We start from the raw sequence: 22,778 nt of genomic DNA, 5'->3' as shown, positions 1-22,778 counted from the left end.
GTACTGAAAAATAAAGGAGTGTATGAGCGTGAACAGAATCAGAGGAAGTATCTTTTTTAGCGTATTTGCAGCCATGTTGGGTCTTATGCTTATTGCTCCCATTATGCCGCCACTTATTCGTGAGCTGGGGATGAAAGAAAGTCATTCCGGGCTAATTATTTCACTCGGGTCCATCGCCATGGCTGTGATGGGTCCGGTATGGGGCAGATTCAGTGATCTGAAAGGCAGAAAACCAATCATATTGATTGGATTCATAGGCATGTCCATAAGTTGTGCGTTGTTTGCATTGGCGATGTATAGTGGATTAAATGCGTGGCTCGGAGGGGGACTTTTGTTAACCCTTCTGATTGTAACGCGGAGCTTGATTGGTATGTTCATTCCGGCAGTGCTATCCTCTTCACAGGCATATATGGGAGATGTGACGGAAGGAGAAGAGCGGGGAAGCGGGATGGCGATTATTAGTGCCGCCAATGGGCTGGGACTTGTATTTGGCCCTGCGATTGCAGGCGCTTTTACCATTATCGGCCTCCTGTGGCCGCTTTACTTTGGTATTTTTATTGCGATAGCGGCTTTTATCATTGCTTTGTTGCTCATTCCTGCTGCCAAGCCGGTCATTCAGGAGAAAGCGCCCAAGGTCAACCCGCTCCAACGCGGGTTGCGTATGTATCTTGCTGCCGGGTTGGTTACGATGATTGGCATTATGACGGTACAGGTTATTGGTGGATTTTATTTCCAGGACCAACTCGCATTATCTCCAGGGGCTACAGCCCGAATGGTCTCGTTTGGACTGATGTTCTCCGGGGCTGCGATGCTGATCATGCAGGTGATCCAGATGAAGTGGTTGAAATGGCAGCCACGGCCGATGATTTTGCTCGGGTCCCTTTTTCTGCTCGCAAGCATGGTATTGTTTCTGATCTCTAGTCAATTGGTTGTCTATTATCTCTCCTTCTTCCTGTTCGGCATGGGCTCGGGTCTGATGATGCCTGGTTTTATGGCCGGGGCTTCTCTTTCGGTCAGCAAAGAACAACAGGGCGGCGCAGCCGGATTGGTTGCTGCGATTCAAGGCATATCTGCCGTGATCACCCCTTTACTCACAACAACGTTGTATCAGGTAGATAAACATATTCCGTTCATGCTGGTAGCCCTGTTGGTTCTAGTCATGGGTGCAGTCATGTTGGGATCGAGAAAAATTCAAACCCATTCCGTTGCCGGGTAAGGTTAAAGACCTAACTGAACCACAACTTTGCGGCATAGAAATGTCGCTGCGAATCCGGCTATCGCGTCCAGTTGCACGCCAATCTGTTCACCCTCGTAAGCGAAGCTGAGCTGCAAGCAGACATTGCTTTCCTCGGCGGGAGAGATGTTCTTAAACTGGACGTCTTCAAAATTAAAGTCGAGGGGCTGTTCCAACCCGTCTGTGGAAGTATGCGTAATCGTCAGGGACAGATTTTCAAACTTATCGCCTTGATCCGCGTTTTGCAGCTTCACATTGGTTAGTTCATCGTAGTGAAAAGGTGGGAAGAACCCCAACGTATCGATCACGTTCTGGGCACCTTCTATGGAGTTGAGTGGTGAGAAGATCATTTCAAACTGCCAGGCTTCCATCAATCGTGACTCATACTGGGGGCTTGTATACAGCAGGATTGAATCAGGTCCACATTTGATTGCCGTTCCAATAAATGCGGCCCAGCCTGCTGTTCCAACCTCACCAACCTTTATCAAAATCTGATCTTGAGCATGCAGCCTTAATTCGCAATCTGAATTGAAGTGTACTCGGTAAGCTGGTACCTTCACCTGCCAAGCCGTATTCGGGGCAAAATAAAATTCCTCCCGCTTCACAGATTTTATACTAACGTTCCATGTCCGCTCCTGATTCATGCAATCCCCTCCGATATACATAAGCTTTGAAAACTGGCAAGACACTTCACTTGGCCTTGATCATCTCTCAGCCGCAGCCTGCATCAGCTTGTAAATCTGGCGGGTCGTGTTCACGTTCCGGACCGTCATATATTTGTAGACCTTGGAGCCTATGAGCTTGTTCATACCACTTTTGGTGACAAGTTCTTTACTGACGGAATATAAAATGGCTCCGGGAACATATAGCAATGTGCCGATTTCCGGTTTGATGGGCAGTTTGTCCAGAACTGAAACATCATTCACTTCATCCCAGAGGAACATGACATCACTTTTGGCCGCGGCATCATTCGTCCAGTCCTCCGGTAGTCCCTGAATAACTGTTCGAACTTCATCCAGATTACGTACCATCACCTTGATCTGTAAGCCAAAATCGACAGCTATGGCTTGTTCAAGAATCTGGGATAATTCCGTATTCGCATCCACGCGTTCCTGATGATCGGCAAAGATAATATTGCCTGAGTTGATATACGTCACCACGTCCAGCAAGCCCGCTTGTTCAAACGTTTCTTTTAACTGCTTCATATTGATTTTATTATTCCCGCCCACATTAATGCCCCGAAGCAAAGCAACATAAATCATGATTCAACCCTCCGTATCTTGTGATCCTTTAATTTCAACAAAATGACAAATACTCGAATAAATGTGCAGTATGCTCTTCTCCCAGTAAATCATTCAATATAGGTTCGACATGCTCCAGATATTCGGGTTTGGTTTCATAAGTTTCCTCGTCCTTCAATTCCCCAGCATAGGCCCGTGCAGCTTCAATCAGGATGGCCAGTGCATTAAAAAACACTGTTAATGAATCGGCAATAAGCTGAGGTTCTTCTCCTGCAAAGGCCGCATATACAGGAGAGTTCGGTGCTGCTGTATCCACAATTATCGGATCATCGTTAAAATTCGCAATGACGACATGATTTTTTTGCCAAGAGGCTGACTCCTCATAAGGTTCGTTCATTCCGATCCAGCGGTGACCTAGTTGCTGACGATGGAGATGTTCAGGTGCAACAAAGGAGATTAGAGCTGCATCACCGATCTCGACGGCTGCATTTTTCATTTTGAGTGTGCCCTTGGCCTGTTCATCCATCATCTCGTAGTGGCTGTACAGATATTGGAGCTCTGGAGAGAGCGGGATTCGTTCGTCCACTTGCAGCTGGTGTTGCTGTTCACGAGGACGCAGATCATGATTTTTGAAAAGTCCATAAGCTTTATTATATAAATCTTGCTGCTCCACAAAACGGATTAGGGCAGCATTCAGCTGTTCCAAGGTGTCTGATCCCTCCTGGTGTTAGGCTATTTTCAAACAGTTACATTCATTCATAGTCATAAGCATAAGCATATATCAAAATGGGAAAAGCTTACACCCTCTGGTTATATAAATATTCTTTAGTTCAATTTATATAGTAATATTGAATGCGTTTACATTAAACCAGAAAAGTGTTATACTTTTTCTCAAATGAGGATTGTTACTGCTTTGGCAGGCAAAACCTGAATGTCGATATGCGTGGACTCTGTCCAGCTCATATTGATGTTTGGGTTTTTTTGCATTTTACGGACCATATTAAGTAGTAGACCAACATCGCAGACATTCCCAAAAACACATCGCGTGGAACACAAGAAAGGGGAGCATCACGAACATGAATACAAGAAAATGGTTAAACGTTTTGGCGGCTGGCTGCCTCAGTATGATTCTGATTGTCAGTGGATGCGCATCCAAAACACCGCAAACGGTTACTGAAACGCCGAATAAGACGGCAGAACAGGAACAAAATGAATCTACAGAAACGGCAGATCATTCAGCAACCAAAGCTAGAACGGTCATTACAACCGATGGTGAAGTGGATGATATGAATTCGGTGATTCGTTTTCTGTTATATTCCAATGAAATGGATCTGGCAGGCATTGTGCTGACCAGTTCAGTCTATCATTATGCGGGCGACGAGGAAGCAGGAATCAAACCTTTCCGCTGGACAGGTACACAGTGGGTTTACGATATGATTGATGCCTATGGCGAAATTTATCCCAACTTGTCCAAACATGCAGAGGGATATCCGAAGCCGGAACAGCTTCGCAAGATGACCAAAATCGGTAATATCTCCGACAAAGGGGAGATGGAGAAAGAAACGGAAGGTTCCCAATTTCTCCAAACGCTTTTCCTCGACGATGATTCCAGAGATCTGATTGTGCAGACCTGGGGCGGTACGAATACAACAGCCAGAGCACTGAAATCGATTGAAGAACAGTACAAGGACACAGCTGAGTGGGAGACGATTCGCAAAAAAGTCAGTGATAAACTGGTGCTATACATCATCCTCGATCAGGATGACAGCTATAACGACTATATTGCAAAAAATTGGCCTGACATTCGTATTCTGAACGACCAATCGAACTTCTGGCATTTTGCCTATGCGTGGAAATTCCATACAGAGGAAGTCAACAGCAAGCTGCATGGGGATTGGATGATCAAAAACATTCTGGATGGTCATGGCAAGTTGTTGGATATGTATGCATCTATGGGTGACGGCAAAATGATTGAAGGCGAGCTGGAAGAAGAGCAGCGCGGTAGTGCTGAGTATCTAAAGAAGAATCCGCAATATGACAAATACGATTTTATATCTGAGGGTGATTCTCCATCCTTCTTCTATTTAATTGACAATGGACTGCGCAGTATGGAAGACCCTTCCTACGGTGGATGGGGTGGACGCTTCGGTGTGGTAAATGAGAAGCTGTTCAGGAACAACGTTCTTGATTACGATCCGTATACCAAACGATATGAGGCTGAATACTCTTTGATGAGATGGTTTGACGATATTCAGAATGATTTTGCGGCTCGTGCCGATTGGGCCGTAGCAGATAACTTTGAAGCAGCCAACCATAATCCGTCATTAACGATTAAGGAAGGACTGGATCTGTCCGTCAGTCCGGGTGAGAAAATAACCCTTCATGCCGAAGGAAAAGACCCGGATGGAGATCAGCTCACCTACAAATGGTGGAGATATTTTGAAGCAGATACGTACAAAGATTCCAACGTCCAGGAGGAGAAAGTTCAGCCTGAGATGGCGGGTGATCTGCAACTTGGATTACATCGTGAACTGGCGAAGGGCGAGAAGTTGGATACGATTCAATTGGAGGGCAGTGACACCGATGCTGTATCGTTCAACGTACCTGACGATGCCAAATCGGGCGATACCATTCATATCGTAGCCGAAGTACAGGATGATGGGGAGCATCAGTTGAAGCATTATCAACGTGTGATTCTCACTGTAAAATAGCCAAAAATAAAAAATGAGTACAAAGAGCCCTTTCGTGATGAGAGGGCCTTTTGGCATACAAAGTGGATTGTTCTTTATGTATCCAAAGTAATGAAAATTAATATTTCTTATCCATAACCCAACAATTTCCGATATAATAACCAGATAGGTCAAAGCAAAAGGATACTACCTCAGAGAGGTGATTTGGATGACGATTGACGTCCTCGTGCGTAACAATGTGAAAGTGTTGGGAAAAGGCAGCCAAACGATTATTTTTGCACATGGATTTGGGTGCGATCAGGATATGTGGCGCTATATTGTTCCGAGTTTTACGGAGCACTACCGAGTTGTTTTATTCGATTATGTAGGCTCAGGTGAATCTCAAATTAACTATTATGATTCAAACAAATACAGTGATCTTCAAGGATATGCCCAGGATGTGCTGGAGATTATGGAAGCGCTCGACTTGAGAGATGTCATATTTGTTGGACACTCGGTCAGCAGTATGATTGGCATGCTTGCTTCCATTCATGAACCTAAATATTTCAAGCAAATCGTCATGCTGGGGCCTTCCCCGCGTTATGTAAACGATCTTCCGGGTTATTATGGCGGATTTGATCGGCGTGACATTGATGAGTTGCTGGAAATGATGCAGATGAACTTTATTGGTTGGGCCAGCTATCTCGCTCCGATTGTTATGCAGAATCCGGAACGGAAAGAGCTGACGGAAGAGTTGGAAAAAAGCTTCTGTTCGAGAGATCCGCATATTGCCAGACAATTTGCGGAGGTGACGTTTTTCTCGGATTGTCGGAATGAATTGGAGCGTGCCTCGGTACCTACGCTCATTCTTCAATGCTCGGATGACAGCATCGCTCCCGTTGAAGTGGGGGATTACTTGCATGCGCATCTGAAGAACAGTAGACTTCAACAGATGACGGCGAAGGGGCATTATCCACATTTAAGTCAGCCTGAAGAGACAAGCCGCTTCATTAAAGAGTATTTGCAGAGCGTGTAAAGTAAAATGAGAGGAAAGGCAGTTAATCCATGGATATACAATTAGATATGGCACCCTGTGGATACTTCTCCATTTCTGACTCGGGCATCATAAAAACGATTAATCAAACCCTGCTGACCATGCTAGGGTATGAACGCAATGAGCTATTGGGACGGCATATTGAGTCGACTATGTCGGTGACCAACAAGCTGTTTTTTCATACGTATTTCTATCCCTATATTCAGTTATATGGACATGTGGACGAGATGTACTTTACGTTTCGCACCAGTGATCAGCAGGATGTCCCAGTTTTGCTTAACGGGATTCGCCAAAATCGCGATGGGGAAAGCGTAGTAGATTGTGTGGTTGTGGTGATGCGTAAGCGAATTGAACATGAGAAGGATATAATGAACACCAAGACGAAACTTCAGGAACTGTATCAAGCCACAAATGATGCGAACAAGGAACTTGAACGACTGCACGAAGAATATAAGGTGAAGCAGCAGGCGTTAATCAAAGTGAATGATCAGTTGGAGACGATGGCTTCGACGGATCTGCTCACCGGACTCAAGAACCGCAGGTTTTTTCAGGATAAAATGGTGGAAAGCCTGGCACTCTTCCGGGAAACTCAATGTGTTTTCTCCCTTCTGGTCGTTGATATTGATCATTTCAAGAACATCAACGATACGTATGGACATCCGATTGGAGATCTGGTGCTGGGCAATCTGGCAGGCCTGCTGCAATCGGTGTCACGGAGCACGGATGTGGTGGCGCGTTATGGCGGAGAGGAATTTGTCATTATTCTTGCGAATTGTGATCGAGAGCAAGCTGTGGCTACAGCGGAGAGATATCGTTCACAGGTAGATTCCGCCGATTGGGGCGAGTATAACATTACAGTGAGTATTGGCGCAGCTACGGTTTCGCAGGAAGATACAGATCAGTCTTTGTTTCAAAAAGCGGACAAAGCGCTCTATGCCTCCAAAACGGGTGGGCGAAATCGGGTGACCCATGCAGCCGAGCTTGTAAGAAATTAAGGGCTGGGTTAAACAGTTAAACAGGAAAACATTAAGGAGCCTGCATCATAAGGGAAGTGCCCTATGCGCAAGCTCTTTTATTTTGTTTGAAACGGGACAGCTGACTTGAATTGGTTGTTCTTCTTCCGTAATCATTATCGCGGTGCAAGGTAGCCGTATCCTTCGGCGAAAGAACCAGCTTGGAGAGTGAAGTCTTCGTTGGCCTCATCCATAAATTCGGGGTTTACATACAATGAATGTGCGTCATTTCCTGATCCCTCCATGTAGGGGGTGAAGCCGGAATACTCCGTGTTTTTCCATACCCACAGCGTATCTTCTTGTGGTGCAGAGGAGTAGTACACATTGTGATCAAACACATTCCCCGAATTACTGGTGTATTCATTGTAAATGAGCACGTCAGAGCTGCCCGATACGAGAATGTTTCGTTTGAACGTATTGTTCTTCGTTCGGGCTTGCAAGAATAACTGCCCATTGCCTGCATCCAGCAGGTCGTTATCCACTAACGTATTGTACATAATCGTACTGTCCTCAGTAGAACCGCGTTCCTCATCATAGCCGCCCATGGCGATGCCGGTAAGCCTGTTATGAAAAATCAGATTATCCTGCAACGTAATGTGGCTGGTGGAACGCCCAGCATGCTCCGAAGCAATCTCGATTCCGATATCGTTACGATATACCCGATTGTGGTCGATGATATGATTTTTGCCTCCATCTACATAGATTCCCCCGGCAGAATTGCTATCATTAGGGAGGTTCGTTCCATAAGACGGATTAAGATTGGAAGAAATATTATAGACTTCGTTTCCCCGTACAATCCCGTTTCGCGCCTGATCGTAAGTGTCGTCCTCGGAAGTTCCTTCATACCCAATCAGATCAATGCCGATGTTGTCGGTATCATGGATCGTATTGTCGAGTAGGGCAAACGTATCCACATTCCCGTTGACTGCGAGTGACTCACTTGAACCTAGCACGAGATCATACAGTTCATTATCCTTGATGATAATATCCCGTAATGCTTGGGGATGCTCCGTACCATAAATCGCGATTCCATGGGCGTCCCTGCCCTGTAAATTGGGTCCTGAAGGTTTAGCATCATTGGCAATGGAATGAACGGTGTTGCCCAGGAGTTGAATGTGCTCTCCTGACCCGTGAACATATATTCCAGTAGGCACTTGTCCCCGAAGTGAGGTTGTAAAGTTGCGAATTTCGAGATTTTGAATCGTAATATAGCTGGCATTTTCGACTTCAATCAAACCCTCTATGCCGCGTACCGACAGACCTTCACCATCAATGATGGCCTTCTCCTGCGGATAGCTGGAAAACAGGGTTGGATTGCCGGAGGAATTACCGCTTCGAGTGATTTTGACTTTTTGGTGATAGACACCTTCCCGCAAATAAACGGTGCTTCCCGGGGGAGCATGGTCGGCAGCATGCTGCAACGTTTTCCAGGGAGCTTGAATGGTTCCTTTGTTCAAATCGTTTCCTTGTGGTGATATGTAATACATCTTCTGGGTATCCGGTACCTGCACAGCCTCGGGAGAAGGGACGGATGAAGTCTCATCCTTCTGACAACCGGTTGCGAACAGGATCAGGGCCAGGAGTGCAATTGTAGTAATACGATACAAGTTGATTCCTCCTCATGAATTGACTATGAAGTTCGATTATAGCAGATTTGAATGGTGAAATAAGGCGTAAGATGCTCATAGAATTCCACAATGGGGAGAGGTACTTAGAAACGAAACAGGTGGTGAGTATGATCTCGCCACCTGTTTGTATATGTTGATCGTTATTTTCGGTCCCAGAGTACACTGTAGCGGCAGCAGATAAAAATGATGAAATTCGCTGCCGCAGCTATACCGAACACCAACGCAGGATTGGACAGCTCGGAGATCCAGCCGCTTCCCCATATAGCCAGGGGCATGCCGAGCTTGAACAGAGACCCGGTAATCCCACTGATCCGGCCAATCATGTGATGTGGCGTGGACTCCTGGCGGAATGTCCAGATGCAGATCGTGCTGATGGTTTGGAAAATACCAGATAGAAACAGACCCACTGCAAGTCCGTAGGTTGAGTGGAACAAACCAAGGATCAGAAAGGCGAATCCTTGAAGCAGTGTGGTCACCACAATCAGCACGCCAGCCGAATATTTGCGGCGCAGGGAGCTTACCACCAGACTGCCGATCAAACCACCTACCCCAGCAGCAGATAGTACAAGTCCAAGCTCCAGATTACGCAGTTGCAAAGTGTCTTTGGCATAAAAGATGACGGTTGCATCCACCATACCATAGGTGGCATTGAGAAAAATGACCGTAATGCTGATAACCAGTAACATATGGTTGCGACGCAGCTCGATCCAGCCTTCTTTAAAGTCTACCCAGAAGCCCTGAGGAGATGTTCCTCTGGACACAGGTGCGGAGTGCAGTGGTATTAGAATGATACAGGATACCGCAAGCAGAATGGCCGTAATTAATAGCCCCGTATGCAGGTTGGATAACATCAACAGCATTCCGGATAGGGCGGCACCCATAATGGTAATTAACGTTGTGGTGAAACCCAAAGCCGCGTTGGCTGACGTTAGTAGTGGCGTAGGCACCGATTGTTTGATCATGCCAGCTGATGCATTGCGAAAAACATAACTCAGTGTCATCAGCATAAAACCGCATCCGTAGAGTACATAAATGGAAGGTTGACCATATTGAAAAGACAGAAACAGCGCGAGCAGAAGGATAACCTGTAACACGATGGAGCCAATAGACCACCATTTCTTATGCACCCGGTCCATCAGTACACCGATAAACATGGCTAGAAACAGGTTCGGCAGAAATTCAATGCCACGCATGGTGGACATCGCTACAGGAGACTTTGTGAGTTCATATAAAATAAGAGGCAGAGCCAATTCATAGATTTGATTGCCAAGAGCAATGATGCCGCTGGCAGCAAACAGAATGATGAAGCTTGGATTTCTCCATACGGATGTGGCGAGTGTGGTGGTAGGTGTGGCGTGTACGTTGATTTCAGACATGGATAACACTCTCCTCTTTACGTGTGGTAATGAGGTCCATTATACTTTTGCAAAAGAGGAAGAAAAAGCGAAGCATTCACCAAGTCGACTTCGCCTTTTAGGAGGGTGAAGATGGACGCAGAAGAGCATTATCTGATCTTGCGCACTCACTTTGAGGGTGTGCCTGAGCAGGAAATGATTGAAGTCATGATGGAACAGGTCACTGAACTGCTGGATTGTTCGAGGCGTAATGCACAGCTTGTGCTGAACAAATTGACGGAATCCGGTTATTTGACATGGATACCCGGTCGAGGAAGAGGCAATGTATCCCGAATGTCTTTTAACGTATCGGTGTCGGATCTGCTTGCAGCCAAAGCGAAGCAGCTTGTGGAGAATGAGCAGCTCAATGAAGCATGGCGTTTAATTGATTCTTCCGGTACGCAGCGAATGAAGGAAGACTTCACCGATTGGCTGGAACGACAGCTGGGCATCTTGCGCACCGATGGGGAGGAACGGGAGGTACTGCGTTTTCCCTTTTACCGGCCGGTCCCTCATCTGGACCCTGCGTGGGTTCAGCGGCGTACTGAATCTCATTGGGTAAGGCAGATCTTCGATACACTCCTCATATTCGATCCGGAGGAAAAACGTATTCTTCCTGGACTAGCTCATCATTGGGAATGGGACGACTCATCATCCCGGTGGCGGTTTTACTTACGTAAGGGAGTACGGTTCCACCACGGTCAGGAAATGACTGCACAGGATGTGAGATTTACATTTGAACGCATGTCAGGAAGGACATCCTCGGAATGGATGTTTTCTTTAATCAAAGCTATAGAGACTCCCGGGAGATATTGCATTGATTTTTATTTTGCCCAGCCCAATGCGGTATTTCCAGCTTTTCTCTGTACGGATCGCTGTTCGATCGTGCCTGAAGATTTGGGAGGTCCCGACAAAGCTGCATGTTTCTCAGCACTGCCGATTGGCACGGGTCCTTTCCGCATGATCAAAAATAATGAATCTCTGCTTGTTCTGGAAGCGAATGGCCATTACTTTGAAGGGCGTCCTCATCTGGATCGGATTGAGATGTGGGTGTGGCCGGACTATGAAGGACAGCCTGGGTCACACAGGACAAGCAGGGATATGCAGCTGTTATATTCGGGTGCGAGTAGAGAATCAACGAGTGAACCCTCTCTCAGCCAGTTGGAGAATGGCAGCACCTACCTGACCTTTAACCTGAACAAAGCAGGGATTCAGCAGAATATTTTATTTCGTCAGGCCATGGATCTGGGATTGGATCGGGAACGAATGATTAAGGAACTGGGTGGTCTCAGGCAGTGTGCATCGGAGGGGTTTGTACTCAGTGGAGCGCAGCAGGATTACGCAGGGAGTTCTGATCTGGATGAAGCAAAAAAACGGATTCAGGGATCCGAATATGGCGGTCAGCCTCTAAACCTTTACACGTATGAATGGTTGGAGAATGAAAAAACGGCTGTGTGGATTAGCAGACGATGCAAGGAGATGGGGGTACAACTGAATGTGGTGAAGCTCCCGATTGAGCATCTGGCTGACCCCCAAGTGCTGGCACAGGCCGATCTGGTCATGGCTGGAGAAGTACTTGGTGAGCAGGCAGACCTTACCCTGCTGGAGCTGTATCAATCCCGTTTCAGTTTCCTGCGTAATCACCTCAGCCCGGAATTGACCGCATATGTGGATGACAAGTTAACAGTATGCATGAGAGAACCGAGCCCGGACGAGCGAATGAAGCAGCTTTTGGACATTCAGGAAAAGCTCAAAAGTTCATCGAATGTCATCTTTCTGTATCACAGTCTTCAGAGAGCTCAGCATCACCCCATGCTTGAAGGCATTGCCTTAAATGCATGGGGAAAAATTGACTACAAACATATATGGGTGAAGCATGTGGAGGAAGTGTGAAGTCGAGAAATCCAGGATGATTCTATCCTTCGTTCGGTCCTTTCATGCAGAAGGTTATAATGTTCATTTATAAACCACACAACCTCTTTGCTCGAGGATAGTTAAGCAGGAAGTAGATCTCAGATTACTATTCCACCTGAGATCAAGCTTCTCCAGATGCTCCAGCTCCAGGATGGATTCCGGAATCTCCGACATATCGTTATCTCTCAGATCGAGCTCAATCAGGCTGCTAAGTGCACCGATTTCTGAAGGCAAATGGGTTATTCTATTTGTTCTGAGGCTTAGCTTTCTCAATTTTTTCATGTCCTGAATAGAGTGAGGCAATTCATTAATCCGATTGTTGTTACAATCCAATATGCGAAGTTCAGTAAGGTGGCCTATTCCCTGAGGCAGGTGAGTAAGCAGATTACCGTATACGTGAAGTTCTCTCAATTGGCTGAGCTCGGTAAGCGATTCGGGAAGTGATTCCAGTTTGTTATAATATGAACGAAGTTCAATGAGGTTCTTCAGATTGCCTAATTCTGCTGGGAGCTCCCGAAGCTGATTATCTGTAACATTCAGATATCGAAGTGACTTGAGGTTACACAGCTCTGCAGGAAGACTTGTAAATCGATTGTTGCTCAGGTAGAGGAACGTATCCAGCGAGCTTAATTGTCCAATTTCTTTGGGCAACTGTTCGAGACGATTATGTCCAAGATCCAGCATTCTCAAATGAGCAAGGCGGCCGATAAGGCTTGGCAAAGTCTCAATTTCATTTCCTGCATAATTCAAAACTTCAATTTCAGTATGTTGGAACAGCTGATCGGGAATTGTGTTGATTCGGTTGTTATAGAGGCTTAGTTCAAGCAAATTTTCAGCATCCCATACATGTTCCGGTGTCTCGGTTAAACCCAGCCCATCCAGATTAATTCTCATGATAATCTCTCCTCGTTATACAAAATAGTGGACATACTGGTTGTGGGAAATAGGTGGTTTGATTGTGGCATCGTGTGCTGTAACCTACTATAACAGTGCTGGTGAAGAGGTGCTGTATGCCAGCATACGATCATCCGAGGTACAGAAAGGAAGCTTATGGACAACATGACATTATGGCAAGATATTCCGTTGTTTAGAGACTTGTATCCGGAAGAACTTGAAGGAATCCGTCCTTTATTCCGAACGATATCTTACCCCAAAGGCAAGCGGATTTTTGATGAAGGTGAACCGAGCCATCATGCTTATATTGTGTTATCGGGAGTCATCAAAGTGTATAGAACGACACAGGGGAGAGAGCATACAGTCGATTTGCTGGGACAGGGCGATGTCTTTGGAGATATGGAACTTGTCGATCCCATCAAGGAAAGGATGTTATCCGTGGTTTCCCATCGTGACAGTGTGGTCTGTACCATTGACGGTAAGGTATTCAAACAGTTGATTGCCCAATATCCAGGTGTTAAAGACCGTTTGCTACAGCTTCAGATTGATCGTCTGATTCTGGCTAATGAGAAGTTGCATGAGATGAAAATCAATGATGCCAAGACACGATTAATGCTGACGCTGCAAAAACTGTATACCAAATTCGGTGCACTGGAAGAGGAAAGGACCATCATTAATTTGAGACTGACTCATCAGGATCTGGCAGATATGGTTGGAACTCTGAGGGAAACGGTAAGCATATTGTTAAAGGATTTGCAGCAGCAGGATGTCGTCCAAATGCAAAATCAAAAAATAGTTATTATGAACCCTGAAGCGTTGAGGGGCTTCGCCAAGTCGGAATAAACACGATCAGCTATTGGAAATGAACGATATGTAATGTTAAAGGTTGGAGAGGGGCGAGTGATCATGCATAAACTATCTGCAAACGAATTAGTGGATCGGGAACATCACGCTTGGGAGGAACTCAAGGAGCTGTTGGACCATGGACAAAATAAATACACCTATATTCCTGCACAGCGGGAGGTCGGAGAGGATGCGCTCTATCGCCTCCAAGTAAGCACCAAATCCTATTTGGGAGCCGTTGCCTATGAGACCGAGGGAATCCTGTTGGATGATGGCTGGATTACGTTACTTGGATCGGGTGGTGACCGCATCTTTGGGAGTCTGACCAGTTGGAATGGTTTGGGAGACAAGCTGTGTGTACCCGCATTGGAAGGCATGATGATCGTCGCCTACGATGCCGCGGGTGGATTTTTCGGAATGGATATGGGCAAGTATGGCCGTACGGGACATGTATACTATTTTGCCCCTGACACGCTGGAATGGGAATCGACAGAACTGGCTTATTCAGGCTTCATCAACTGGTTGGCTAACGGTGATCTGGAGCAGTACTATCAGACCTTTCGCTGGAAGGGTTGGCAAAACGACATGGGGCAGCTTCAGACAGGACAAGTATTTGCATATTATCCACCGCTTTGGACGGAGGAGGGCGGCGGCGAGAGTAGCAGCAAAGCTCCTGTAGCGGTGGAGGAGGCCTGGAAGGCAGCATTGGCTGGGAAATGATGTGGTACGACAGGGCTGTACGGAGGGAGAGTTTGAATAACTTGAATATCGATAACATTCAGAAGCATTACGGTATTGTGTTTCCCCACGAATATCTGGAGTTTCAGCAGGAGTCTGGCGTTCAAGCATTTGATATGATTGAAAATGGAGAGGTTGTCGATTGGGAAATTCGTTTCTCCGCTCTCGATCATCAGTTCATTGCAAATAACAACAATCTGGTAGATGATGTGAATCCCGATCCACGCCGGATTATTCCGTTTGCTTGGAGTGTCAGCAGCGGCAACAACTATTTATTGGATTACCGAAAGAATTCAGAATCTCCTGCCGTACTGGTTATGGATCATGAAGAGGCGATAGTGCGTGAAGATGCTGAGAGTGAATCAGAGACCCCGGAGGAAGCCCAGCAACTGCTGGAGGAAAATGTACGTGAGATCGCTGCCAACTTCAATGCATTCATAGCTTGTTTAAAAACCAGACCGAGTGATCCAGTTGAGTGATTCACCGTTTGAATAATGGGGTGAACAACAAAAGGCTCGCGCTATGCGCGAGCCTTTTACTCAATTGAATAAATAATGTTGTGATTGAATGATATAGAATACATCCTAGTTTACAACCTATCCAGTCTCAGTCATTGTAGCCGTAGAGTTCGATCGTGCAGCTTTGTTATGCCAGACCACGATGACAAGCGAGATCAGACAGACTAAAAGCAGACACCCATATACATAATGATAGGCTTCCTCTACCGGAACACCCGGAATGCCGTGCAGCATAAGCCCGCAGACAGCTACGGATACCGAACCGCCAAAAAACTGGATCAACTGCAGCAAGCCCATACCGGAACCGATTTGCGCTTTGGGCAGCACCCGAGACGCTTCGTTATTCAGTGAAGCTATGGAGGCGGAGAGTGCCGGGGAGAAGAAGAGATATCCTCCGGTGATGATCAGGGCAGACTGATTCAGTCCCAGCATAAACAGAGCAAGCACTGCGGCAAGCAAAATGTGTCCGATCATCAGAAAACGTATATTGCCATAACGATCGATCCAGCGACCTACAAAACGGGTACAGAATGCCGAGACGATGGCTCCAGGAGCAATCAGCAGACCAATAGCCAGTGACGAGCGTCCAAACAGATCAGCGAGCACTAGCGGCATCAGGAATAGATTCCCCAGATTTACGACCAGAACACAGAAGCCGATGATCAGTAGCCGGGTAAACCCGGGTGTTCGGAATACATGTGGATTCACAAAAGGAAGGCTCGCCCTGCGAATATACACGATGTGCACAACAAGTGAAATGACACCGATGGCCAGCCATAACCAAGACTGCTGAGTAATGGCAACCAGAAGGGTGGTTGCATTAATCACGGTTAATGCAGCACCGATCATATCAAAAGGATTCTCCAGTTTGGCCGTTTCACGCGGGAGAAAATAGAGCAGTACGGGCAGTGCAAGCAGGACAAGCACCGTAATGGCGAAAAGTCCATTCCAGCCCCAGTACTCACTAATGAGTCCGCCGACAATGGGACCAAGCCCAAACGCCATGGCACTTCCTGATGAGATCAGTGCGATGGCAGCTCCGCGTCGTTCCACTGGGATATAACGGCTCGCGATGACAAGTCCAAGCCCGGCCATGACTCCTGCACCCGCAGATTGCAAAATACGTGTCAGCAAAAGGATCGCAAAGCTGTGCGCAAATAATCCCAGCAATGAAGATAAGCCCAGAATAAGCAATCCCACCGTCAACAATTTGCGTACCGGAATACGGTCAGACAATCGACTGTAAATCACCGTCGACAAGGCATAACCAATGGAGTAGCTTGAAATGACCCAGGACCCCAGGTCTGATGTAATCTGAAGATCATGAATAATAACGGGTAAAGAGACGTTAAACATGGTGGTATTCATCACAACGATGAATAGGCAGCAAGTCCAGAGAGGCATTACAATTTTATCTTTCACGTAACCATTCCTGTCTATGAATTCAATAAACCATTTTACGCTCAATCTATGTATATGGCAATAATGTCATACGAATTCATTGGGTGGTTAAACAAAAACGGCGTCCTGACCCAGGACGTCGTTTTTGCACATGAGCATTTTCATCTGATTATTTTTAGGACGTAGTAGCTGGTGTGCCACGATTGCGAATCCACTTGATGACATCCATCAGAATGACCGCTGCGAGAGCAAGTCCCCCTGCGATAAGGAACTCATTCCAGCCAAAGGCTGCCGGGATGGCGAAGATGCTGCGAACCCCTGGAATCAGCGTGATTCCATACAGGCAGAGACAAACCAAGATGGAGCCGAGGACATATTTGTTAGTGGTGAAGCCGACCTGGAAAATCGTCTGTGTGTTGGAGCGCGCTGCAAAAGTTTGCAGACTCCGTGCCAGAATCAGGGTCGTGAAGGCCATTGCCACACTCATTTCCTCCGAGATCCCAAGTCCAATATATTGGGACACGATAACAGCCACCCCGATCAGAACACCACGTGTAATGACAGCCTGCAATGTTCCGCCGGCAAAGATACCTTCGTTGATATCCCGCGGTTTCCGCCGCATGACATCCGGTTCAGCTTTTTCCGTACCCAGTGCAATAGCAGGCAGGGAATCATTTACCAGATTGATGAAGAGCAGCTGGAGGGCCGTAAATGGGTTCACCCAGCCGACTACAAGTGCAAACAAAATGGCGATAATCGCCCCAAGATTTCCTGCAAACAGGTACGCAATGGCTTTTTTGATATTATCGAATACCATACGCCCTACACTGACTGCATTCACGATGGAGACAAAGTTATCATCCGTCAAAATCATGGCTGCCGCGTCTTTCGCGACATCCGTCCCGCTGCCCATCGCTACGCCGATGTCTGCCTGTTTCAGTGCAGGTGCGTCGTTGACGCCATCTCCGGTCATCGCTGCAATCTTGCCTTTGCGTTGCCACGCACGCACGATGCGGATTTTATTTTCAGGAGATACACGTGCATACACCGAGATATGTTCGAGCTGCTGATCGAGTTCATCATCCGACAGTTTGTCCAACTCTGCTCCGGTAAGGGCCAGATCATCCGGGCCTGCAAGTCCGATATCAATACCGATCGCTTGGGCTGTTGTTTTGTGGTCGCCAGTGATCATGATCGTGCGAATGCCTGCCTTCTTGGATTCTTCGATGGAACCATATACCGCTTCACGCGGTGGATCAATCATGGCTGTCAGACCAACAAGTGTTAGATCATATTCGTCCTCTACCGTGACCTGATTTTTGTCATCAAACTTTTTGTAGGCGTATGCTAGCACACGGAAGGCCCGTTTGGAGAACGCTTCGTTCTTTTCTTCAAACTGTATGCGAATCTCAGGCGTCAATGGCTGAACTTCTCCGTTCATAAACACATGACTACAGCGACTGAACAGCACATCCGGGCCACCCTTGGTCAGCAAAGCCGTCTGTCCTTCAAATGTGTGCACAGTACTCATCAATTTCCGATCCGAGTCAAAAGGAAGCTCGGCTTCACGCGGAAACTGATCACGAATTTCATTGTAATCCTTGTTCACCCGGTTACTGAAGGCAATGAGCGCCACCTCGGTTGGGTCACCGAGTTCCTTGCCTTCCTGGTTAATATTCGAATCATTGCAGAGTACTGCAATATGTAACAAGCGCCGTTCCTCTGCAGACCACTGTTTGGGATCATCGGGGAATTGGTCTTTCGTGCCATGGGGAATGTAATAGTCCACCACGGTCATTTTGTTTTGAGTGAGCGTTCCTGTTTTGTCGGTACAGATGATGCTGGCAGAACCCAAAGCTTCCACGGCTGGAAGACGTCTGATGATGGCGTGCTGCTTGGCCATTTTGTTCGTTCCCAGAGACAATACAATCGTCACTATGGAGGAAAGGGCTTCTGGAATGGCGGCGACAGCGACGGCAACTGCGAACATTAGGGCATTCACAATGGATGGCCCGATATTTTCCGTTCCCTCAGTTAACCAGACACGTCCTGCTTCGATGGCGAAAATAAGAATCGACAAGCCTAGGATAAAGAAGCCAAGCTTCTTACTAAAGGATTCCAATTTCCGTTGCAACGGAGTTTCCTTCGCCTCTGCATTTTCAATCAATTCGGCAATCTTGCCGATTTCCGTTTTCAGTGCTGTACCCGTAATGACAAGCGTACCCCGACCATACACCACCAGTGATCCACTGAATGCCATATTGCGACGGTCACCGATCGGAGCTTCTTCCGGGATGGCATCTGCATGTTTCTCCGCTGCTTCGGATTCACCTGTAAGCATTCCCTCGTTGATTCGTAAGCTGCCTGACTCCAAAATGCGGCCGTCTGCAGGGACATAATCCCCTGCATCCAGCAAGACAATATCACCGGGAACAAGTTCCCGCGCGGGAATCGTTTTTTTCTGCCCGTCACGAATGATTTTGGCTTCGGGAGCAGACATCTGCCGGAGTGCATCCAGAGAACTTTCGGCCTTTTTGGTCTGCACAACGCTGATTACCGCATTTAACAGAATGACGAGAAAAATGATTAGCGATTCGATCAGGTGTCCAAGGACGATCTGAACAGCGGCCGCGATCAGCAGCACGATAACCATAGGATCTTTAAAATTTTCAATAAATAGCTTCCAGATGGGGGTTGCAGCTTTTCCCTTTAACTCGTTATAGCCTTCCGTCTGCAGTCTCTTCGCAGCCTCAGAGGTTGTGAGCCCATTAGTGGAACTCTGAACGTCCTGAAGTGTCTCCTCTGCACTATGTCTGTAATATTGCAAATGACCAGCTCCTTGGATCATAGATTTCAGATATTAGATTTCTTTGTGTATATAACCTTGCAGGCGTCTAAGAACCAGTGAAACTTTATCAATTTTATGAACTCCATAGGTAGAATCTCCGCGTCTGGTAAATCTCATTCGTTTGCTATGCGGTGTGTTGGATATACTTTTGCTGTTTATTTTGATTAGGTCATTGTACCTTGCGCAAAAACCATGAAATAAAAGGGGAATTAGTTTTTTTATCCTATTGAAGTTTTTTCATGGAAATGCGTATATAGATAAGGGCATATCATAAAACTCGGGTTTACCGCAGCATAAGGAGAAGGTACATATGAATGACAAGCAAATCGAAGCACTATTGAAACTCGCAGGGGGAAAGGAAAATATTCGTCATGTGCAGCATGACATGGATACCACTACGCTGACATTGCGTGACCGTACTCGAATGGATCTATCAGTATCTGATGTATTGGATCTTGGCGCCGATATTCGTATAACAGGCGATTATTGCTCCATAGCATATGAGGACGAATCCTCCCAACTATATAATACGCTACAGGGCATGGGAGTGAGGAAAGCAGAAGGGGACGTACTGCCTGCAACAAGGCGTACCCGTAAAAAATCATTGTTATATTTTATTTCCGATGTGTTCAGGCCTCTGATGCCCGCCATCCTGGGAGCTGCAGTGCTCAAGATTGTTCTAGCCGTCATTACGTTATTTAACGAATCCTCACTGATGGATAGTCAGACATTCCTGATATTTAAATCCATTGGAGATAGTGTGTATTATCTGTTGCCAATCCTGGTAGCCATCAGTACAGCCTATCGGTTAAAAAGCAATATTTATGTTGCCGCAGCGATTGGCGGTCTAATGTTCTACCCGCAAATGACCGCTTTATTGTCAGGTGAAGAGGATGTTCATTTTATGGGTGTACCCATTGTGTCACAAGCGATCTTTTTTTCAGCTTCAATTTGGGTGATTTTGACGATATATGCGGCGTCCTATCTGGATAAAGTCGTTGAGCAAAAAAGCCCAAGAGTTTTTAAAGGAATTCTTGCTCCATTGTTGACGTTTCTGATTCTAGTTCCACTGGTTCTAATGATACTCGGTCCAATTGGTACTTGGATTGATCAGCATTTACCGGATGTGGTAGATTCACTACTGAATGATGCCCCGATTGTAGCAATTATGCTGCTGGGAGCGGTTTATTCCCTAATGATGATCGCTGGATTACATTACTGGCTTTTACCTATCATAATCAATGAATTGATGGTTAATGGTTTCTCCCTCATTCTCCCTGTCATGTTAGTTGCCTTCGTCGCACAAGCAGGAGCTTCACTCGCTACTGGGCTAAGAAGCAAACAGCGGGAATTCAGGAAGCTGGCTTTCTGGGCAACAGGAACTGCTTTATTAGGTACCCCAGAGCCTGCGATGTATGCGGTCAATATGAGAAAGAGGGCCTCTTTTTATTCGGCATTGCTGGGCGGTGCTGCAGGAGGACTGTGTTTCGGGCTGATGTCCGTCAAAGCAGTTGCATTGGGTGGGTCCGGAAGTCTGCTGGAAATTCCGCTATTTATGGAGGAAGGGAGCCTGAATCTGTTACATGCCTGCGTTGGTTTGATTATTTCCTTCTGTGTGTCAGGTGTGCTCACCTATTGGATGATAGGAAAAGAACGGAAACACGTATAAATTAAGAAAAGCCCGTACCTGATGGTGCGGGTTTTCGTGTATTGTAGAGTTAATAACACAACAGCCACAGAAAGGATAACAAAATGCCCAACAACATAGAGTGGATGGCTCAATGGAAGTCAACTAAGCCACTTACAGACCAATGGATGAGTGAGGGCAAAAGGCATCACTTTTCAAGTCATGCCTTACTACTTATCCTCGACGGGAAAGCGATCTGGAATATTAATGGTCATAGGGTTCAGGTATCTTATGGGGAGTTAGTTGCAGTGCAAGAAAACACCGTGATTGAAGTGATTGAGGGTGGCAATCTGGATCTGGCCGGATGGCATGTTCAGTTCGATACATACGCGATGTTCCCAGACCGAGGTGAAGTAGTGAAATATGAATGGCATGTACCGTCAGGGGACACGTATCAAAAAGTAAAATTAACCGGTGGCACACTGGCGAGTCTTAGCCAACATTGGAATGGAGATGGTTCTCCTAATCCCAATGTAATCCGTGTAGGAAATCAGCTTTTGGTGTATGAACTGTTGCAACATGTATACCGGGAGCTGTTAGAAGAGGAACCGACCGTGGAACAAAGCATTCTCCGCACTGTGGATTACATGCAGCAGCATTATGAACAGGTCATCACACGCAAGCAATTGGCTGAGATCGCAGGCATCAGTCCCTGGCATTATTCCCGCAAATTCAGTGAGCGCTTTGGAAAGCCGCCTCTGGATTATCTGGCTCATTACCGGATCTATCGTGCTCAAGAGGAGCTGTTGTTATCAACGGCAACATCTCAGGATATTGCGAAGAAGACCGGATTCGAGGATGCACATTATTTCAGTCGTCGTTTCAAACAGTTAACGGGTGTGTCGCCGAGAAATTATGCACAAACGCTACCCCAGCGTAAAATCGTATGTCTTTCCCCGCTTTGTGCGGAAGTGCTGATTCACTTGGGGATTATTCCACATGCGGTTGTAGTAACTCCCTTGCTTTTGCATGAACATCAACATGAACTATTTGAAACGCATCAGGTGAAGATGTTGGAAGTCTCACAATATGAGCTGGATGTGGAACTGATTCGGCAAGTTCATCCTGAATGCATTATGGGAAATTGTTGGACAGAAGAGATCAAACAAAAGCTGCGCACAATTGCACCCATCATAACCGGTTTAAATAACGATGTGGAGGCTCTGCTCCGTCAACTGGCAGGCTTTTTTCACCGAGAAGATACAGCCCATAAACTCCATATGCAGATGAAATTGAAAGTAAACGCAGCACAGCAGCAACTGCAGCATCTTGTCCAATCTTCCTCTACCGTGATGGTACTGAGGGTAGAACCGTTTGGTTATCGATATTTGGGTGGTCATTCTAATGGGGTATCCCATTTACTGTACGAACAGCTCCGTTTAACTCTGCCACAGCCGCTGCAAGCAGGGGAGGCGTGGTTTAATCCTTGCTCACTCGACTTGTTGGCCAAAGCCAATCCCGATTACCTGTTTGTGGAGAAACGAGTTATGCAACACTTTAGTGCTCAAGAAAATATGAAGAAGTTAGTGGAGAGCTCTCAATGGAATGACTTGAAGGCTGTAAAAAACAACAGGGTATTTCTCGTGGATACTCGCCTGTGGGTGGATGGCCGTGGAATTATTGGACAGAAAATGATTTTGAATGAAATTGTGAATAGTCTGGTCACCAATGTATGGTAGAGCACAATAATCCAACTAAATAC

Annotated in this window: 18 protein-coding genes; 10 read left to right on the top strand and 8 right to left on the bottom strand. The window is 46.5% G+C overall.

The window, feature by feature from the left end; genetic code table 11:
• Positions 1-28: 28 nt before the first annotated feature.
• On the top strand, positions 29-1,216 hold the full coding sequence (locus BLS14_RS20070) for an MFS transporter (RefSeq protein ID WP_090953597.1): 1,188 nt from the start codon (positions 29-31) through the stop codon (positions 1,214-1,216).
• A gap of 2 nt (positions 1,217-1,218) precedes the next feature.
• Here the strand turns inward: BLS14_RS20070 and BLS14_RS20065 are convergent, their stop codons facing one another.
• Genes BLS14_RS20065 through BLS14_RS20055 form a run of 3 tightly spaced genes read right to left on the bottom strand, consistent with a single transcriptional unit; the run spans position 1,219 to position 3,181 of the window.
• Positions 1,219-1,878, bottom strand: coding sequence for an Imm50 family immunity protein (locus tag BLS14_RS20065; protein ID WP_063565399.1), 660 nt, complete (start codon positions 1,876-1,878; stop codon positions 1,219-1,221).
• 60 nt (positions 1,879-1,938) lie between these two features.
• Positions 1,939-2,496, bottom strand: a complete 558-nt coding sequence (locus BLS14_RS20060) for a DUF1697 domain-containing protein (protein ID WP_063565400.1) — start codon at positions 2,494-2,496, stop codon at positions 1,939-1,941.
• Positions 2,497-2,530: 34 nt separating this feature from the next.
• Entirely contained in the window at positions 2,531-3,181 is a 651-nt protein-coding gene (locus BLS14_RS20055) for a hypothetical protein (protein WP_063565401.1), read from the bottom strand.
• A gap of 370 nt (positions 3,182-3,551) precedes the next feature.
• Between BLS14_RS20055 and BLS14_RS20050 the strand changes: the two genes are divergently transcribed.
• From BLS14_RS20050 to BLS14_RS20040, 3 genes are all read left to right on the top strand, one after another.
• Positions 3,552-5,186, top strand: a complete 1,635-nt coding sequence (locus BLS14_RS20050; RefSeq protein ID WP_090953595.1) for a DUF1593 domain-containing protein — start codon at positions 3,552-3,554, stop codon at positions 5,184-5,186.
• A gap of 187 nt (positions 5,187-5,373) precedes the next feature.
• Positions 5,374-6,180 (top strand): alpha/beta fold hydrolase, encoded by an 807-nt coding sequence (locus tag BLS14_RS20045; RefSeq protein WP_072734598.1) that lies wholly within the window; start codon positions 5,374-5,376, stop codon positions 6,178-6,180.
• Between the two features lie 29 nt (positions 6,181-6,209).
• Positions 6,210-7,193 carry a sensor domain-containing diguanylate cyclase gene (locus BLS14_RS20040; RefSeq protein ID WP_072734597.1) on the top strand — a complete coding sequence of 328 codons (984 nt, stop codon included), beginning with the start codon at positions 6,210-6,212 and terminating at the stop codon, positions 7,191-7,193.
• Positions 7,194-7,327: 134 nt separating this feature from the next.
• Here the strand turns inward: BLS14_RS20040 and BLS14_RS20035 are convergent, their stop codons facing one another.
• Both BLS14_RS20035 and BLS14_RS20030 read right to left on the bottom strand, forming a co-directional pair.
• A complete protein-coding gene (locus BLS14_RS20035) occupies positions 7,328-8,818 on the bottom strand; it encodes a right-handed parallel beta-helix repeat-containing protein (protein WP_090953593.1) in 1,491 nt (496 codons plus the stop codon).
• 161 nt (positions 8,819-8,979) lie between these two features.
• Positions 8,980-10,215: an MFS transporter gene (locus BLS14_RS20030; protein ID WP_063565405.1), complete on the bottom strand. Its 1,236-nt coding sequence runs from the start codon at positions 10,213-10,215 to the stop codon at positions 8,980-8,982.
• A gap of 111 nt (positions 10,216-10,326) precedes the next feature.
• Between BLS14_RS20030 and BLS14_RS20025 the strand changes: the two genes are divergently transcribed.
• Complete coding sequence (locus BLS14_RS20025; protein ID WP_063565406.1) at positions 10,327-12,126, top strand: SgrR family transcriptional regulator; 1,800 nt, start codon at positions 10,327-10,329, stop codon at positions 12,124-12,126.
• Between the two features lie 63 nt (positions 12,127-12,189).
• On the opposite strand, the gene BLS14_RS20020 is transcribed toward BLS14_RS20025, so the two are convergent.
• Entirely contained in the window at positions 12,190-13,041 is an 852-nt protein-coding gene (locus BLS14_RS20020; RefSeq protein ID WP_063565407.1) for a leucine-rich repeat domain-containing protein, read from the bottom strand.
• Between the two features lie 165 nt (positions 13,042-13,206).
• On the opposite strand from BLS14_RS20020, the gene BLS14_RS20015 reads away from it, so the two are divergent.
• The 3 genes from BLS14_RS20015 (at position 13,207) to BLS14_RS20005 (ending at position 15,101) form a co-directional block, all read left to right on the top strand.
• The gene (locus BLS14_RS20015; RefSeq protein ID WP_063565408.1) at positions 13,207-13,884 is read left to right on the top strand and encodes a Crp/Fnr family transcriptional regulator; all 678 of its coding nucleotides are present in this window, start codon (positions 13,207-13,209) and stop codon (positions 13,882-13,884) included.
• 63 nt (positions 13,885-13,947) lie between these two features.
• Positions 13,948-14,604, top strand: coding sequence for a DUF2625 family protein (locus tag BLS14_RS20010; protein ID WP_063565521.1), 657 nt, complete (start codon positions 13,948-13,950; stop codon positions 14,602-14,604).
• A 32-nt stretch (positions 14,605-14,636) separates the two neighbouring features.
• A complete protein-coding gene (locus BLS14_RS20005) occupies positions 14,637-15,101 on the top strand; it encodes an SMI1/KNR4 family protein (RefSeq protein WP_240321418.1) in 465 nt (154 codons plus the stop codon).
• Between the two features lie 117 nt (positions 15,102-15,218).
• Here BLS14_RS20005 and BLS14_RS20000 read toward each other — a convergent pair whose 3' ends face one another.
• On the bottom strand, positions 15,219-16,562 hold the full coding sequence (locus tag BLS14_RS20000) for an MFS transporter (RefSeq protein WP_063565409.1): 1,344 nt from the start codon (positions 16,560-16,562) through the stop codon (positions 15,219-15,221).
• 154 nt (positions 16,563-16,716) lie between these two features.
• A complete protein-coding gene (locus BLS14_RS19995) occupies positions 16,717-19,368 on the bottom strand; it encodes a cation-translocating P-type ATPase (protein WP_090809762.1) in 2,652 nt (883 codons plus the stop codon).
• 331 nt (positions 19,369-19,699) lie between these two features.
• On the opposite strand from BLS14_RS19995, the gene BLS14_RS19990 reads away from it, so the two are divergent.
• Positions 19,700-21,058, top strand: a complete 1,359-nt coding sequence (locus BLS14_RS19990; protein WP_090953591.1) for a PTS transporter subunit EIIC — start codon at positions 19,700-19,702, stop codon at positions 21,056-21,058.
• 104 nt (positions 21,059-21,162) lie between these two features.
• Positions 21,163-22,755 (top strand): helix-turn-helix domain-containing protein, encoded by a 1,593-nt coding sequence (locus BLS14_RS19985; RefSeq protein ID WP_256336604.1) that lies wholly within the window; start codon positions 21,163-21,165, stop codon positions 22,753-22,755.
• The last annotated feature ends 23 nt before the right edge of the window (positions 22,756-22,778 follow it).

The sequence above is a fragment of the Paenibacillus sp. OK060 genome (genome assembly GCF_900101205.1).
Lineage (GTDB): Bacteria > Bacillota > Bacilli > Paenibacillales > Paenibacillaceae > Paenibacillus > Paenibacillus marchantiae.
The sequence above is the reverse complement of the archived record's forward strand: the minus strand, read 5'-3'. Positions and strand labels throughout refer to the sequence as shown.